This is a genomic window from Thermocrinis minervae (assembly GCF_900142435.1).
Taxonomy (GTDB): Bacteria; Aquificota; Aquificia; order Aquificales; family Aquificaceae; genus Thermocrinis_A; species Thermocrinis_A minervae.
This window is the reverse complement of the sequence record NZ_LT670846.1, coordinates 616008-631793: the sequence shown is the minus strand read 5'-3', so window position 1 is coordinate 631793 and position 15786 is coordinate 616008. Positions and strand designations below refer to the sequence as shown.

Below are 15786 nucleotides of genomic sequence, written 5' to 3'. Positions count from 1 at the left end.
AGTATCCTCAGGGCGATGGTTTAACCTCCTCCATCATCCTTTGACGCATCTGAGAAAATTCTTCCCTCATATGAGCTCTCACATCTTTCAGACATGCCCTCATCTCCTCAAAGGTCTTTGATTTTTCAACGCATTCCTTCTCCTTTGGGAGATACTTTTCTCTTATACGTATGGCTTCCAACTTGTGGGCCTTGCACTTATCAAAGTTCTGCTGGCACCACATCTCCATCCTATGATGCATCATCATAGGATTGGAAAGGGCTACAAAGGGTAGAACGAGCATGAGTCCTAGCACTTTCTTCATGACACACCTCCTGATGGGATTTCCTGAGGATTAAGATACGTAAAAAGGATTAACGGAGTATGAACAGTGTTATGGTAGGCACGGGGGGACTCGAACCCCCGACCTCCGCCTTGTAAGGGCGGCGCTCTCCCAACTGAGCTACGCGCCTTCAGATCTCATTTCATTATATTACTTTTGAGAGAGATTGTAAAGCCCCGAGGAAATTGTCTATCACCCTATCTGTGGAAAATTTATTCCTGTAGAGCTCAAGGGATGCTTGTGAGAAGCTTTTCCAGTTTTCTATGGCAAGCTTTAACTTTAACAAAAGGTCTTCTATGTCTCCGGCTCTGAAGACAAAGCCATTCTTACCTTCTATTATTGCCTCCTTTGTTCCACCTACGTCAGAAGCTACCAGGGTACATCCACATGCCAATGCCTCAAGGGCTACTCTTGGAAAAGCTTCTGTGTACTTGGAAGGTATTACAACTACATGGGCATTTCTGTAATAATCTTCCACGTTGTGAGTGTATCCTACAAGCTTTACCTTTTGGGTAAGCCCGAGGGAATGAATGCGTTGGAAGAGTGATTCTTTATGCTTACCATCACCTACGTAAACAAGGGTTACATCTTTCCTTTCGGTCATGAGAAGTCTGAAGGCTTCAAGAAGGTCAAAGATACCTTTCCCTTCGTCGAGCTTTCCTACAAAGAGTATTCTTATAGAGTTTTCCTCCTTTGGCTTGTAGTAAAACCTCTCCTCGTCAACAGGGTTGTAGATCACCCTAACCTTGTCTGGTTTTACACCCTCCTGTATAAGCTTTTGTCTTACGTGATCACTCACTGCGAAGAACATGTCCACATAGGGAAAGACAAACCTTCTTACAAGGGGATTTTTCATCCTCTCCATGTGTCTAAAGAAGGCAACCCTTACACTAGCTAACTTTCCAGCCAAAAGAGCGTTGGGATACTCCTTGCCGTTGTTAGCTACAAGGACATAAGGCTTTATGTGCTTAAGGAGTTGATACAGCTTTAGAGTGTTGTAGAGAGCAAGGCTATTTCCTATGGTTAGGTAGAACTTTTCTATACCTTTGGGTGCGTTTCTGTCTACATAAGATCCCTCAGCACACAGGAGAACTAGGGGCACCTTTCTCTTGCTGAGCTCTTTTATCATCTGCAATGTGTGGAGTTCTGTCCCACCAAAGTTGGGGTTTGGATTGGCGTTTAACCACGCTATAAGCATTTCAGAAAAAACTTTGGTAATAAGTCGTTTCCAAAGATGGTTATCCTTCTTACCTCATAGATGTTTGGGCTGTCTTCAAAAGATCCTTTTTTGGTAGTAAAAGCTATCCTGTAGCCTGCCCTAGCTACCATATCCCTCACCATGTTGTTATAATCTCCGTACGGATAGCAAAAGGAGACTACTTCAACCCCCAGTTTGTCCTCAAGGATCTTTTTAGAATCCTCTATCTCCCTAGCTGCCTGTTCCGGTGGAATACGCGAGAGGAATGGATGTGTAAGAGTGTGAGAGCCTATTTCAAAGCCTTCTTCCACGAGCATTTTTATTTGATCCCAACTCATTATAGGCTTCTTTACTCTAAGCTCTTTCCAGTCCCACAGGTTAAACTTGCCTACGCACATCACAGGAACAAACACTACGGCGGGTATATTGTACCTTTTTAACACAGGATAAGCATTTTCAAAGAAGTCCGAGTATGCATCGTCAAAGGTTAGAAGGACAGACTTCCCGGAAAAGTTCCCAGAAAGTACCTCTGATAGTCTGAGAAACCTAAAGCCCAGAGTTTTCAAAAGCCAGATCTGTCTTTCAAAGGCTTTTGGGTTAACGTAAAGGGTTTTCAGCCTTGCCTCCTTTGGTGGTATGCCTATGCTGTGGTACGTCAGGACCTTCATGATAACCTGTTTTTTATAAGATAATCCAACAGTTCCCCTGCATTCTTAAACCTTCTTGTATGATCCTTGGAAAGCATCCTTTCCAGAAGATGTTCCATCTGAGGAGAAAGACCCTCTGGAAAGGTTAACAAGCCTTCCTTGTTTTTCTTTAAAGATTCCGACGGATTCTCAGAATAGAAAGGGTGCCTACCTGTTAGCATAAAGTAAAGAACACATCCTAGAGAGTACACGTCGCTACTTCTATGAACCTCACCCTTAAAAACTTCGGGTGCTATGTAGCCCACAGTACCCTTTACATCCACCAAAGCACCCGATCCTCTGATACGCACTAGGCTAAAATCACCAAGCTTCCAGAGGACATCCCTGAGCACTTTTTTACCAAATATGTTTTCAGGTTTTATATCTCCGTGAATGTAACCCCTTCTGTGTATGTAGTCCAGCCCTTGTGAAACATGAAACAACACCCTTAAAGCTTCTTCCTCAGAGAGAGTTCCCCTTGATAACACATGGGTCTTAAGGTCTGTATCCATAAGCTCATACAATACAAAAAGCTCGTGTGTATCCTTCTTATGTATGTAGCTTATAAGAGACACTATATGAGGATGGTTAAAGAGCAACAGAGTTTGAGCTTCTTTCATAAGATAATGCACCGTGTTAGGATCTTTTGCTATCTTCATAGCTAAAACTTTACCCTTATACCTCCCCTTTAGCACTAAAACTTTGTAAACCTTTCCAAAGATACCTTCTCCAAGAAAGGAAAGTACTTTGTAAGTTTCAAAAAGTATACTACCCTCCGATATCTCTCTCATAGATGCAAAATTATATAAGCTTAGTTTATGCATTCTATTAAAAGGTTTTATTGACATAGAGTAATTAGCTGTTATACTGTGTTACTTTGTAGAAAAGTTTGGAGGTAAAAGCATGGACAGGAGAAGCTTTCTAAGAAACTCGCTGGTTGCTACCGCAGGTGGAATACTTTTACCTAAGATGGCCCTATCTGCGGTAGACCCGAGGCTCCTGGGAGGTGCGGAAAAGGAACTGCCTTCTGGTGTACTTGAAGAGCAGGTGTTAGAGGCTCTACCCGGTAAGAAACCCCTCATAAAGAAAACCTACAGAGCACCAAACTACGAGACCCCTGTCACCTATTTTGAAGAGATCTTTACTCCCAACGAGGCCTTTTTTGTGAGGTATCACCTTTCAAACATACCCATGGTAGATGAAAAGACCTGGAGGTTGAGGATAGGTGGAGATGCTGTAGAAAGACCTTTGGAGCTGTCGCTGGATGATCTAAAGAAGAACTTTGAACAGGTGGAGATAGTAGCACTTTGCCAATGTTCTGGCAACAGAAGAGGTCTGATGAAACCTCACGTACCGGGTGTACAGTGGGGTTATGGAGCTATGGGTAACGCCAAATGGAAAGGTGTAAGGCTAAAAGACATCTTAAACAAGGCTGGTATAAAGGCCAACGCCCTTGAGGTGGTGCTAAACGGTGCAGATGGACCCGTACTCAACGAGCCTGACTTTGTCAAAAGTATACCTATCTGGAAGGCTCTGGATGAAAACGTGATACTTGCTTACGAGATGAACGACCAGCCGCTGCCACATTGGAACGGTTTTCCAGTAAGGGTAGTAGTTCCTGGTTGGACTGCCACATACTGGATAAAACACATAGTGTCCATAGACGTAGTATCCCAACCATACAAAGGCTTTTGGATGGCTACAGCTTACCGTCTGCCTTTGGGCAAGTTCCCTATGGTGGAAAGGTTTACCTCCCAAGAGACTGCCGTCAACACACCCATAACTGAGATAGTGGTGAACTCCCTTATGCTACATCCTAGAGACAAACAGATATTCAGAAGGGGCCAGGTCATAGAGGTAAAGGGCTTGGCTTGGGACGCAGGCTACGGTATAAAGATGGTAGAAGTATCCATAGATGGCGGTAAGACATGGAGAGAGGCCGAGCTCGGAAAAGACTACGGTAGGTTCTCTTGGAGACAATGGAAGTACACCTTCAAAGCAGACAAGAAGGGCAAGTACGTCATAATGGCTAAGGCCACCAACCGCATAGGTCAAACGCAGACCTTTGAACTCATATGGAACCCTGCCGGTTATCATCACAACGTAGTTCAAAGAGTAGAGATAAACGTGGTATGAAAGGAGGGTAGAACATGAGGAAGCTTATATGGCTCGGTCTTATGGCCATTTCCGTAGTATGCTTCTCCGGAGAGGAGAGCATAAGGCTAAAGGACGGTCCAGGTAAAGAGCTGGTGATGAACAGTTGCGCTACCTGTCACAGTCTTGACTACATCCAGATGAACTCAGTCTTCATGAATAAGAAGCAGTGGGAAGCCACTGTAAACAAGATGGTTAAGACCTTTAAGGCACCCGTGGACGAAAAAGACATTCCAGCCATAGTGGAGTACCTTACGAATTTTTACGGAGTGAGGCAGTAAGCCTCCTCCCCTTTACTTCTTTTGCAATAAATTAAATACTCATGAAGTACTACATAAAAACTTTTGGCTGTCAGATGAACTTTAACGACTCTGAGAGGATAAGGGGTATTTTACAGACCCTGGGTTACGAACAGGCAGAAGATTGGCAAGAAGCAGACATAATCCTTATAAACACATGCACCATAAGGGAAAAGCCAGACCAAAAGGTATACTCTCACCTAGGAGAGTACAGGAAGATAAAGGAGAAAAACCCTAAGGCCATAATAGGAGTTTGCGGTTGTCTTGCTCAAAGGATGGGAGAAGAGCTCCTCAAAAAAGCTCCAGATGTAGACCTTATGTTCTCTAGCTTTAACATGCATCAGCTTCCTGAACTGATAAACCAAGTACAGGCTGGCTACAAAGCTATAGCCATACTTGAAAACCCCCCAGAGGACGAGGACAAGCTTTGGGAATACCCTCTAGTTAGAGATAACCAATACTGTGCCTACGTGACTGTTATGAAAGGTTGCGATAAGAACTGCACTTACTGCGTGGTACCTTCCACAAGGGGTAGGCAAAGGTCTAGATCTTTAGAAAGCATACTAAAAGAGGTCAAGGCTCTAGTGGACGATGGTGTGAAAGAAATTCACCTACTTGGCCAAAACGTGACCGCATGGGGTCAAGACTTAGGTATACCCTTTGAGGAACTCCTATACCAGGTTGCAAGCGTAGAGGGTGTGGAGAGAATAAGGTTCACCACAGGCCACCCGAAAGATCTCACGGAGAGTATAGCTAAGGCCATGGGTGAGATACCGCAGGTCTGCGAACACCTTCACCTGCCCTTCCAAGCTGGTTCCAACAGGATACTAAAGCTCATGGACAGAGGGTACACAAAGGAAGAGTACCTGGAGAAGATAGACATGCTCAGGCACTACGTAAAGGGCATAACCTTCTCCACCGATGTGATCGTGGGCTTCCCTACGGAAACAGAGGAGGACTTTGAAGAAACCTTGGATGTCCTTAGAAAGGTGAAGTTTGAACAAGTATTTTCTTTCAAGTTCTCTCCAAGACCTGGTACACCAGCCTCCACCATGCATGGACAAGTGCCGGATGAAGTCAAGACGGAAAGGATGTCAAGACTGATAGAACTCCAAAAGTCTATACTCTCGCAAATAGCCAAGAGCTATGAGGGCACTGTTCAAGAGGTACTTTTTGAAGATTACAAGGACGGCATACTTATAGGGAGGACTAGGACCAACAGGTGGGTCTCGGTGGTTGGCCCCGAGGAACTTTTGGGAAAGACTGCTCTGGTAAAGGTGACTGCATCAAAGCCCTACAGCATGGAGGGAGTACTAGTATAAACTTAACCGGTATAAATTTATAGAGGTGGAGGTACTTCATCATGATAGAGATGTTCGTGCAGGGTATAAGTCTTGATCCAGTGTCTCAGATGCCCATAGTACTCCTAAGGGCTAAGGATGACGAGGAGACAATCCTCCCCATATGGATAGGTGGATTTGAGGCGGAGAGCATACTAAGGGAACTGCAGGGTGTCCAACCCCCAAGACCCATGACCTACGAGCTTACCAAAAACATCATACAGCAGCTTGGCGGAAGACTTGAAAAGGTAGTCATAAGCGACCTAAAAGACAGTACATACTATGCTGAGATCTACATAACTCAAGGAACAAACACCTTAGTTATAGACTCAAGACCTAGCGATGCTATAAACCTAGCCCTTAGATTTGGAGCTCCCATCTTTGTAAACCCTGAAGTCTTAGAAAAATCGCATGTACCAAAGCCTGAACCAGAGGAGGAAGAGGAAGAAAAGAAAAAACTAAGAGAATGGCTTGAAAATCTAAGACCAGAAGACTTTGAAAAGGGTCTAAGTTGATAGAGACCTCTCTAAACACATGAGCATTATCTCCTCCGGTGGGCTTCCCACATCCACCACCGGTCTTACCATATCCACAGATTCTCTTGCTTTCATCATGTCCAAGAGCAATCTAAAAACGTTAGTAAGACCGTCGGTAAAGTTTACACCCTCCTTGAACACGTAAAGACCTAAGTCTTCTCTGTAGTGGGAGATATAGTAACGATCTAAATCTTTTATGTCCTGGTCTACACCTATGGCGTAAGCTTGTCCGTACTTGAGCACTGCATCTGCAGGCAGGTAATTACTTGCATAGCATTCCATCTCAACGGCTTTCAAGATATCCTCCGCTGGTATGGCAACTATGTAAAGAGCTGATTCCTCTAGCTTCTTTCCGTCTTTGGTTATACCCTCAAGTGCTATAAGGTAGTTCCACGACCTCATAAACAGATAATCTATTCCAAGTACTCTACTCTGTTTTTACCTTTTGATTTAGCCAAATAGAGAGCCTTATCAGCCCTTAAGAGCATAGTATCCATAGAATCTCCTTCTTTGTAGCTAGTAGACCCTGCAGATATGCTAACCATCCCCCTAAAGGACTCCTGGACTTTGCTCCTTAGCTTTTCGGCGATGGGTATAGGGTCCTTTACCATGGGTAATATCACCAGAAACTCTTCACCACCCCAACGACCTATCACGTCTGACTTCCTTAGGTTCCTCAGTATAAGCTTAGAAAGATCCTTTAGTACAGCATCACCCACCTGATGCCCTAAGGTGTCGTTTATCTTCTTAAAGTCATCTACATCTACAAGGATTATACTGAAGGGTGTTCCATACCTTTTAGATCTCTCTAGCTCCTTCTGTAAAAACTCCTCCATTGCTCTCCTGTTGTAGAGTTCAGTAAGGTAATCATGTGTAGAAAGGTATCTGAGCCTCTCCTCCGTTTTTTTCATAGAGGTTATGTCTATAACCACACCCACACCGGCAGGCTTACCTCTGTAAAGCGCCGCGGATGAGCTTATACGAACGTAGATATACTTCCCGCCTTTTTTCCTAAGCCTTACCTCATATGTAATGGGTGTTTTCTCACCTACGTCCCTCAACGCCATGACCGTCTTTACCTTCTCTTTATCCTTAGGATGGATCAGCTCAAGGACGGGTAAACTTATCAGTTCTTCCTTTGTGTAGCCTGTGATCCTCTCAAGCGCCCTGTTTACGTATACCAGCTTGTCCCCTTGCCTTAGGAACATGCCCACAGGGGAAAGCTCAACCAAAGTGTTAAAGATCTCTTCTCTTTCGTGTCTATCTGTTGTATCAATCAGATAGCTGTAGTACACTGAAGTTTTTTTCTCTTCGCAAAAGACACACGTGGTTATATCAAGCACCCATTTCACTAAACCTTCTTTTGTTATTATCCTGTAGTCCTGATGAACCCAGCCATCCCTGCCCGAAAGGATGCGCTCTTTAACTTCCCTTTCAACCCTTGGTAGGTCTTCTGGATGTATTAGATCTCTGTAGTTTACCCTACCTTCTGAAAAATCCTCTGGGCTGTAGCCTGTAAGCTGTGTAACGTTTGGAGATACTGACTTGATCTTCCAGTGCTCTTTACTTTCCCAAACAAAGAAAAATAGCTGATTACTCTGCTGGTCTGTCATGCGAAATTTTAAAAGGAAATTTTAACATGTTTTCTGAAATTTAGAAACGTGTGTCTGTAGGATTATTCTATGATTTTTTTTTATGGAGCTGCTCAGACTCGTCAGGGCTTCTGGTTGAGCGGCGAAGGTGGGTCCGGCGGACCTGGAAAAACTGGTTGAGGGACTGAACCTTTACAAGGACCCAAACACCCTGGTGGGGGTAGGGGATGATGCGGGTGCTTACAAAGTGGGGGAGTCTATCCTTTTACAGACGGTAGACTTTATCACTCCTGTGGTAAACGATCCGTACCTCTGGGGAGCCATATCTACGGTTAACTCTCTAAGCGATATATACGCTATGGGTGGGATTCCGTTGACTGCCCTTGCTGTGGTTGGTTTCAACAGCTGTGACCTTTCTGTTGACGTTTTAAAAGAGGTTCTCAGAGGTTGCTCGGATAAACTCAGAGAGGCCAAAACTGTACTGTTGGGAGGGCATACTATAGACGATAAGGAACCTAAGTTTGGTCTTGCTGTGACTGGTATTGCTCCAGGAGGTAAGTTTCTAACCCAGTCTGGAGCTAGAGCAGGAAATCTGCTTTACGTAAGCAAGCCCATAGGTACCGGAGTGCTAGTGAAAGCCCTAAAGGAAGGTAGGATAAGCCAGGGGGATATGGAGGAAGCTTTAAGTTGGATGCTAAAACTCAACGACTTGGTAGGAAGTATAGCCTGGGAGTTTGCTACTGCCTGTACTGATGTGACGGGTTTTGGCCTTCTAGGCCACGCTTACAACATAGCAAGAAAGTCAGGTGTCGCCATCTATATAAATTACTCCTCAGTTCCTAAGTACGAGGAGTCTGAACACTTGGTAAAGGAAAAGATCTTCCCGAAGGGAGCTACGGAAAACCTAAACTTTGTGAAAGATCATCTTAAGGCTGATGGAGTTGATGTTTACAAGCTTATCCTCCTCTCTGACCCTGTAACTTCCGGTGGATTGCTGTTTACAGTCCCAGAAAGCTCAGAGAGGGAGATGCTTGAAAGGGCAAAAGAGCTCTGCGTTGAACTATGGAAAATAGGCAGGGTATTAGAGCCAGGAGCTTACCCCATAGGTCATATCGTGGTAGATGGATAGAAGGGCCTTGGCTCCTTCACCGGCCGCCGTGATTATCTGCTTGGCAAACACGCTAGTGCAGTCGCCAGCTGCATATATCCTAGGCTCCGATGTCCTGTTGTTACAGTCTATAACTATCTCGCCCCTTGAGTTGAGGATAACGCCGAGTTTTTTGGCCAAATCCGTGTTAGGTGTGAGTCCTACCTCTACGAAAACCCCCTCCACTCTGAGTGTGTATACTCTGTTAGAGCTTAAATCCTCAACAAGGACTTCGTTAAGGAGCTTTCCATCTCCTCTTATCTCCAAGACCCTATGTTTGAGCAAGGGAACCACCTTCGGATTTGTCAAAACCTTTTCCTTTAAGACTTCATCAGCCCTAAAGCTGTCCGATATCTCCACCAGGTATATCCTGTTGGCGTAGTTTATAAGCTGCTCTGCGGCTTCAAAGCCTGAATTCCCTCCGCCCACCACCACGACATCCTTACCCTTAAAGAAGGGAGCGTCGCAAGTGTAGCAATAAGAAACTCCTCTTCCCGTGTATTCCTTCTCGCCCGGGATGTTTAACCTTCTGTGTTCAGAGCCTGTGCATAAAAGAAGGTATTCACACTGATACTCCTGTCCAGAAAGACCCACAAGCCTAAAAACCTCTCCATCTTTCCTTGCATCAACTATCTCATCCAGTATGGGCTCTACACCAAGCCTTTTTAGATGTTCTATCATCTTCTCCACGAGGGATATACCGTCAACCAAGGTATAACCCAAGTAGTTTTCTATCTCGCCTGCCTTTATCACCTGTCCACCTAACTCTTTGGTTATGAGGGCAAAGTCTATCTTCTTCCTTGATGCGTATATGGAGGCAGATATGCCGGCTGGACCTCCACCAAGTATTATCAATTTCTTCCTCATATGACTATCTTAGCAAACCTCTTTCTTCCCTCTTCAAAGATATCACCGCCGTAGATGTCGTTGGCAACTATAACAGGAAAGTCCTCCACGTAAAGCCTTCTTATCGCCTCAGTACCAAGGTCTTCGTAGGCTATGACTTCAGAAGACTTTATACACTTGGAAAGCAAAACTGCCACACCACCGACGGCAGCAAAGTAGACGGCCTTGTACTTTTGAAGGAGCTCCTTAACCTGGGGTGACCTGTAACCCTTTCCTATCATACCCTTAAGGCCAAGCTTTAAAAGTGGTTCCACATACTTGTCCATCCTTATGGCAGTGGTTGGACCTGCTGAGCCTATTACCTGTCCGGGCTTCGGAGGAGTAGGCCCCACGTAGTAGATTATCTGTCCTTTTACGTCAAAGGGTAAAGGTTCTCCTCTTTCAAGGGCTTCCACCATCCTCTTGTGGGCGGCGTCTCTAGCCGTGTATATGTAACCAGATATGAGAACCTTGTCACCAGCCCTTAAGCTTTCCACTACCTCATCTGTGAGTGGCGTTTGAATCCTCTTCTCCATGGGAAAATTATCCAACTCTGAAGGTTACCAGTCAAGATTTATATGACCTTAATCAGAGGTCTAAGACCATAAAATAGGCGTTCTCACCATCCGAGTAGTAGCTCTTCCTCTCGGCTTCGATCCTAAAGCCCAATGATCTGTAAAGGTTTATGGCCTGTATGTTTGACTTCCTCACGTCCAGAGTGATCCTTCTTATACCACCCATTTTCCTAAAGTGTTCTATGAGGTGCTGCAAAAGCTTCTTACCGTATCCTTTACCCTGCCACTCTTTGTCTATGGCGAAGCTCATTATGCTAGCTTCATCGTAAACCACCCAAGCTATAGCGTAGCCTATCACCTTACCATCCTCTTCCCATACTAAGGCATGAGAATAGTCCAAGCTTAGCTCCCTTTCAAAGGCTTGCAGAGGCCAGGCGTCTGTGGTGAAGTTCTCCGAGTTTATCCTGTAGACTGCCTGTAGGTCTTCTTCTCTGAGCCTTCTTACCACGTCGTTATAATTCTAAGCCATGGGTTCTTTGATGAACATCATTAGGGCAATGGGGGCTGTCTTTGGTGACATAGGTACGAGCCCTCTGTACACTCTAGCGGTTATAGCACTTCTCACTAAACCGCAGAAAGATCAGATATTTGGCATAGTTTCTCTGATAATCTGGACGATGATAATATTGGTCACCGTTCAATACGCTTGGTTCGCTATGAATCTAAGCATAAGGGGAGAGGGTGGTACTGTAGTCCTTGGAGAGATAGCCAAGTCCCTCTCAAACAGCAAGAAATTAAGATCCTTCATAAGGTACCTAGTAGTAATCGGTCTTGCCTTTCTTATAGGGGACGGGATAATAACTCCAGCTATAACCATCCTTAGCGCTTCAGAAGGTATTAGGTTTATACCAGGATTTGAAAACACTCCCCAACAAGATGTACTTATTCTAGCCATTATCATCACTATTCTCCTGTTCTCAGTACAGAGTAAAGGAACTGGTAAACTCGGGGAATACTTTGGGCCTATAATGCTTGTTTGGTTTACCTCAATAGGTCTTATAGGTCTTTACTATGTTTTAAAAGCACCTCAAATACTGCTTGCTCTTAGTCCTCACTATGGAGTGGAGTTTCTCTTAGAAAACCCACTCAAGGGGTTTCTAGTTTTGTCAGAGGTCATATTGGCAGCTACTGGTGGTGAGGCTCTTTACGCCGACATGGGGCATCTCGGAAGGGTAGCTATAAGAAGAGCCTGGATGTATGTATTCCCGATGTTAGTACTCAACTACATGGGTCAAGGAGCCTTCTTAATGTTAAACACTGCAGACTATAAAAACAATCCCTTTTTTGAGACTGCAAGACAGCTTCTTGGAGAAACATTATATATACCATTCCTAATACTTGTAATACTGGCTAGCGTAATAGCTGCACAAGCACTTATCTCCGGTGTTTTTTCTATCATATTCCAAGCTATCAACATAAGAATAGCTCCACTACTTAGAATAAAACACACCTCTACAGAGATAAGCACACAAATTTACGTACCATTTGCAAATTGGCTACTTTTTGCAGGTGTCATATTCATGTACATAAACTTTAAAACTTCTGATTCTATGGCCGCAGCTTACGGTTTTTCTGTAAACGTAGTCATGGTTATAACAGGCTTCCTTCTTACCCTTATACACTTCCTGAGAAGGGAGATCTTCTACACTATTGGATCTTTATTACTCTTCCTTGTGGACATTCTGTTCCTTATGTCGTCTATGAACAAGCTACAGCACGGAGGTTACTGGTCCGTAGTCTTTGCCATGTTTCCCATGTGGATGTTCATCCTGTACATGAAAGGCCAGGAAAGACTTTACAAGAACATGGAGTTTATGCCTTTTAAAGATTTTGTACTTAAGTTTGAAAATGCCTACAGGAGCACAGAACCCATACCAGGTACAGCCATATTCCTCATAAGGGATCTAAAGTTCATACCCCCTTACGTGATAAATACTATGTTTGAACATGGTATAGTTTACGAAGATAACGTATTCCTCTCTCTGATTAAAGATGATAAACCCTTTGGTGTAGAAGGCTTTATTAAGGGTAGCATAACAAAAGGCCTAAGGCTGGCAGAAATAAGATACGGATACATGGAAATACCAAACGTGGAGGAAGAACTTAGAAAACTGGGTATAAAAGAGAGGGTTATCTTCTATGGTATGGAGCAGGTCTATACAGAAAAGTTTGTATGGAAGATATTCGGTCTTATAAAGCGCGTAAGTCCTAGCTTTGTGGAGTTTTACAGATTTCCAGAAGATAAGCTACATGGTGTTACAGTAAGGGTTGAGCTTTAAACTTCTTGGCTCACGCTTTGATGATTCTTAAAGCTGTACCTACAAAAAGGACAGACCTTAGCTTTAAGGTGTACTTCGGAATAACATTCAGGACACCTTTTTTTGCCCTTAAGCAGCAGGAAGAGGTTTATATGAAGAGTAAGCTTTAGAATAAAGTAAAAGGCAAAGAAAAGGAATATTATGGCCCAGGCCTTTGTAGGTGTTAGAAGATCAAAGTTCTTAATCCATAAATAAGTAGTGGCCAAAGAAGATATCCAAAAGGCTACCCTTCTGTCTACAAACACTTGTGCTAGTATATGTAACAACGCCATCCAGACGAAAAAACTAACAAGCTGGTCTGCAAACAGAAGCTCAACACTTTTTAACAAGTCCATTGAAGACAGTACTCCTCAAATAGGTTTGGAGCACAAGACCACACACAAAACCACCAACAGAGAATGTTAATCCATCCCATCCTAGACCAGTATGCATGTAATAAAGCAGAATAGAAAATATTACAACCCTTAAGGGCATGCCAAAATGTACCGTTTTTGAACTTAACCTCGTCCAAAGGTATAGGACCTCTGCGTACAGTATGCCCACCAATAAACCTACAAGGAAATGCATCAGCATAAATTTTACTACCACCATTTACCTTAGTAAACAAGACAGTTAAAACCTTATGATCTCTCTTATAATATTTTTGCCATGAAGCTACATGAGCATCAAGCTAAAGAGATACTTTCAAAGTATTCATTGCCAGTTCCAGAGGGTAAAGTTGCATACAGCTTAAAAGAAGCCGAAGAAGTAGCCCAAGAGCTAGGTACCTTTCCCCTAGTAGTCAAGGCACAAGTTCACTGCGGTGGAAGGGGTAAGGCTGGCGGCGTGAAGGTAGTCAAGGACATGGACGAGCTTCTTAAGGCCGTTGAAGGCATGCTGGGTAAAGTCCTAAAGACCTTCCAGTGTCCAGACGGAAAACCGGTAAGCAGGGTTTGGATAGAGAAGGCTACGAAGATAAAGAAAGAGTACTACCTTAGTATCACCTTGGACAGAGCTGTTTCCAAACCTGTGGTCATAGCATCCGCAGAAGGTGGTATGGAGATAGAAGAGGTGGCCAAGGAAAAACCTGAGGCCATAATAACCTTCCACGTAGACCCAGCCCTTGGACTTATGCCCTATCAAGCCAGGGAGCTAGCCTTTAGGCTTGGTCTTCCTGTAAACGAGTTTGTAAAAATCCTTACAACCCTATACAAGGTTTACATGGATTACGACTGCTCCCTCCTTGAGATAAACCCCCTTGTCTTGGATGAAGAAGGAAGGATAGTACTTCTGGATGCCAAGATGGAGATAGATGACAACGCTCTTCTGAGACATAAGGATGTTGAAGAGCTTGAAGACCTTTCCCAGCTTGATCCCCTCGAGGTAGAGGCTAAGAAGTATAGCCTCAACTACATAAAGCTTGATGGGAACATAGGCTGTATGGTAAACGGAGCAGGTCTTGCTATGACTACCATGGACATAATAAAGCTGGCGGGTGGTGAACCAGCCAACTTCCTGGACGTGGGTGGAGGTGCCAACGTGGAACAGATAGCCAACGCCTTCAGGATACTCATGGCAGACCCTAACGTGAAAGCCGTTTTCATAAACATCTTTGGCGGAATCCTAAGATGTGACAGGCTTGCAGAAGGCCTCATACAAGCTGCAAAGATGGTAGACATAAAAGTACCTGTAGTCGTAAGGATGGAAGGTACCAACGTGGAAGAGGGAAGAAGGATACTAGCTGAGTCCGGTTTGAGATTTATAAACGCCGAAGATATGTGGGATGGAGCCAAGAAGGCTGTAGAACTTGCTAAGGGGGGAATGTGATGGCTATACTGGTTAACAAAGATACTAAAGTGGTAGTTCAGGGAATAACTGGTAAGGAAGGTTCCTTCCATGCCCTCCAGTGTAAAGCCTATGGTACACAGGTGGTGGCTGGGGTCACGCCTGGCAAGGGTGGCCAAAAGGTGGAGGACATACCAGTATTCAACACAGTGAAGGAGGCAGTCAAAGAAACGGGAGCCAACTGCAGTCTTATCTTTGTACCACCAGCTTTCGCCGCAGATGCCATAGTGGAAGCCTTGGACGCTGGTATAGAACTCGTGGTATGCATAACGGAAGGCATACCCGTAAGGGATATGATGCAAGTAAAGTACTACATGAAGAACAACTACCCAAACGCCAAACTAATAGGTCCTAACTGTCCTGGTGTTATAACTCCTGGTGAGGCCAAAGTAGGCATAATGCCGGGGCACATCTTTAAGAAGGGAAACATAGGCATAGTTTCAAGGAGTGGTACTCTTACGTACGAAGCAGCTTACCAACTTACCAAGTACGGCCTAGGACAATCTACAGCTGTAGGTATAGGTGGGGACCCTGTTCATGGACTCTCACACAAGGATGTGATAGCTATGTTCAACCAAGACCCAGAAACCAAGGCCATACTCATGATAGGGGAGATAGGTGGCACAGCTGAAGAAGAGGCCGCGGAGTACATAAAGGCTGAGGTCAAAAAACCTGTATTCGCTTACATAGCAGGTATAACTGCTCCACCAGGCAGGCGTATGGGACATGCAGGAGCCATAATCATGGGAGGTAAGGGAACGGCTCAAGCCAAAATGAAGGCTCTATCAGAAGCAGGTGTACACGTGATAGAAAACCCAGCTTTTATAGGGAAAACGGTGTGGGAAGTCCTGCAGAAATTATGATTAAGCTTATAGCAAATTACTAAAAGCATGATATACTTTAAAAAATC

At 44.3% G+C, this 15786-nt stretch carries 19 protein-coding genes and 1 tRNA gene; 8 read left to right on the top strand and 12 right to left on the bottom strand.

All coding sequences use genetic code 11. The features are described 5' to 3' along the window. Window positions 1-7 precede the first annotated feature (7 nt). The 5 genes from B5444_RS03475 to B5444_RS03455 all read right to left on the bottom strand — a co-directional run bounded on the left by B5444_RS03475 (window position 8) and on the right by B5444_RS03455 (window position 2997). Complete coding sequence (locus tag B5444_RS03475) at window positions 8-304, bottom strand: hypothetical protein (protein WP_079653851.1); 297 nt, start codon at window positions 302-304, stop codon at window positions 8-10. 72 nt (window positions 305-376) lie between these two features. Next, window positions 377-452: transfer RNA gene (locus B5444_RS03470), tRNA-Val, on the bottom strand. Between the two features lie 15 nt (window positions 453-467). Further along, complete coding sequence (locus B5444_RS03465; protein WP_079653850.1) at window positions 468-1520, bottom strand: glycosyltransferase family 4 protein; 1053 nt, start codon at window positions 1518-1520, stop codon at window positions 468-470. Continuing rightward, window positions 1511-2188 (bottom strand): polysaccharide deacetylase family protein, encoded by a 678-nt coding sequence (locus B5444_RS03460; protein ID WP_079653849.1) that lies wholly within the window; start codon window positions 2186-2188, stop codon window positions 1511-1513. The genes B5444_RS03465 and B5444_RS03460 overlap by 10 nt, the downstream gene beginning before the upstream one ends. Beyond that, on the bottom strand, window positions 2185-2997 hold the full coding sequence (locus B5444_RS03455) for a serine/threonine protein kinase (protein WP_079653848.1): 813 nt from the start codon (window positions 2995-2997) through the stop codon (window positions 2185-2187). The genes B5444_RS03460 and B5444_RS03455 overlap by 4 nt, the downstream gene beginning before the upstream one ends. A 112-nt stretch (window positions 2998-3109) precedes the next feature. On the opposite strand from B5444_RS03455, the gene B5444_RS03450 reads away from it, so the two are divergent. Genes B5444_RS03450 through B5444_RS03435 form a run of 4 tightly spaced genes read left to right on the top strand, consistent with a single transcriptional unit; the run spans window position 3110 to window position 6514 of the window. Further along, the gene (locus B5444_RS03450; RefSeq protein ID WP_079653847.1) at window positions 3110-4342 is read left to right on the top strand and encodes a molybdopterin-dependent oxidoreductase; all 1233 of its coding nucleotides are present in this window, start codon (window positions 3110-3112) and stop codon (window positions 4340-4342) included. 14 nt (window positions 4343-4356) lie between these two features. Continuing rightward, on the top strand, window positions 4357-4641 hold the full coding sequence (locus B5444_RS03445) for a sulfide dehydrogenase (RefSeq protein WP_079653846.1): 285 nt from the start codon (window positions 4357-4359) through the stop codon (window positions 4639-4641). 41 nt (window positions 4642-4682) lie between these two features. Further along, the gene (miaB, locus tag B5444_RS03440; RefSeq protein ID WP_079653845.1) at window positions 4683-5981 is read left to right on the top strand and encodes a tRNA (N6-isopentenyl adenosine(37)-C2)-methylthiotransferase MiaB; all 1299 of its coding nucleotides are present in this window, start codon (window positions 4683-4685) and stop codon (window positions 5979-5981) included. Between the two features lie 41 nt (window positions 5982-6022). Continuing rightward, a complete protein-coding gene (locus B5444_RS03435) occupies window positions 6023-6514 on the top strand; it encodes a bifunctional nuclease family protein (RefSeq protein WP_079653844.1) in 492 nt (163 codons plus the stop codon). Here the strand turns inward: B5444_RS03435 and B5444_RS03430 are convergent. Together B5444_RS03430 and B5444_RS03425 are read right to left on the bottom strand one after the other, a co-directional pair. Next, window positions 6506-6937 (bottom strand): hypothetical protein, encoded by a 432-nt coding sequence (locus B5444_RS03430; RefSeq protein WP_079653843.1) that lies wholly within the window; start codon window positions 6935-6937, stop codon window positions 6506-6508. The two genes, B5444_RS03435 and B5444_RS03430, sit on opposite strands and share 9 nt — an antisense overlap. A gap of 11 nt (window positions 6938-6948) precedes the next feature. Continuing rightward, complete coding sequence (locus B5444_RS03425) at window positions 6949-8148, bottom strand: sensor domain-containing diguanylate cyclase (RefSeq protein ID WP_079653842.1); 1200 nt, start codon at window positions 8146-8148, stop codon at window positions 6949-6951. A 127-nt stretch (window positions 8149-8275) separates the two neighbouring features. Between B5444_RS03425 and selD the strand changes: the two genes are divergently transcribed. Next, window positions 8276-9256 carry a selenide, water dikinase SelD gene (selD, locus tag B5444_RS03420; RefSeq protein ID WP_079653841.1) on the top strand — a complete coding sequence of 327 codons (981 nt, stop codon included), beginning with the start codon at window positions 8276-8278 and terminating at the stop codon, window positions 9254-9256. On the opposite strand, the gene B5444_RS03415 is transcribed toward selD, so the two are convergent. The 3 genes from B5444_RS03415 to rimI are packed head-to-tail and all read right to left on the bottom strand — an operon-like array spanning window position 9209 to window position 11182. After that, a complete protein-coding gene (locus B5444_RS03415) occupies window positions 9209-10141 on the bottom strand; it encodes an NAD(P)/FAD-dependent oxidoreductase (RefSeq protein WP_079653840.1) in 933 nt (310 codons plus the stop codon). The genes selD and B5444_RS03415 overlap by 48 nt on opposite strands. Further along, entirely contained in the window at window positions 10138-10695 is a 558-nt protein-coding gene (locus tag B5444_RS03410) for a Fe-S-containing hydro-lyase (RefSeq protein ID WP_079653839.1), read from the bottom strand. The genes B5444_RS03415 and B5444_RS03410 overlap by 4 nt, the downstream gene beginning before the upstream one ends. Window positions 10696-10747: 52 nt before the next feature. Continuing rightward, on the bottom strand, window positions 10748-11182 hold the full coding sequence (rimI, locus tag B5444_RS03405; RefSeq protein WP_079653838.1) for a ribosomal protein S18-alanine N-acetyltransferase: 435 nt from the start codon (window positions 11180-11182) through the stop codon (window positions 10748-10750). A gap of 19 nt (window positions 11183-11201) precedes the next feature. On the opposite strand from rimI, the gene B5444_RS03400 reads away from it, so the two are divergent. Then, a complete protein-coding gene (locus B5444_RS03400) occupies window positions 11202-13013 on the top strand; it encodes a KUP/HAK/KT family potassium transporter (protein WP_079653837.1) in 1812 nt (603 codons plus the stop codon). On the opposite strand, the gene B5444_RS03395 is transcribed toward B5444_RS03400, so the two are convergent. Together B5444_RS03395 and B5444_RS07650 are read right to left on the bottom strand one after the other, a co-directional pair. Then, window positions 13010-13387, bottom strand: a complete 378-nt coding sequence (locus B5444_RS03395; RefSeq protein WP_079653836.1) for a zinc ribbon domain-containing protein — start codon at window positions 13385-13387, stop codon at window positions 13010-13012. The genes B5444_RS03400 and B5444_RS03395 overlap by 4 nt on opposite strands. Beyond that, on the bottom strand, window positions 13365-13619 hold the full coding sequence (locus B5444_RS07650) for a hypothetical protein (RefSeq protein WP_154021729.1): 255 nt from the start codon (window positions 13617-13619) through the stop codon (window positions 13365-13367). The genes B5444_RS03395 and B5444_RS07650 overlap by 23 nt, the downstream gene beginning before the upstream one ends. Before the next feature lie 81 nt (window positions 13620-13700). Between B5444_RS07650 and sucC the strand changes: the two genes are divergently transcribed. Together sucC and sucD are read left to right on the top strand one after the other, a co-directional pair. Next, window positions 13701-14858 carry an ADP-forming succinate--CoA ligase subunit beta gene (sucC, locus tag B5444_RS03390; protein WP_079653835.1) on the top strand — a complete coding sequence of 386 codons (1158 nt, stop codon included), beginning with the start codon at window positions 13701-13703 and terminating at the stop codon, window positions 14856-14858. After that, window positions 14858-15739, top strand: a complete 882-nt coding sequence (sucD, locus tag B5444_RS03385; protein WP_079653834.1) for a succinate--CoA ligase subunit alpha — start codon at window positions 14858-14860, stop codon at window positions 15737-15739. The genes sucC and sucD overlap by 1 nt, the downstream gene beginning before the upstream one ends. Window positions 15740-15786 lie beyond the last annotated feature (47 nt).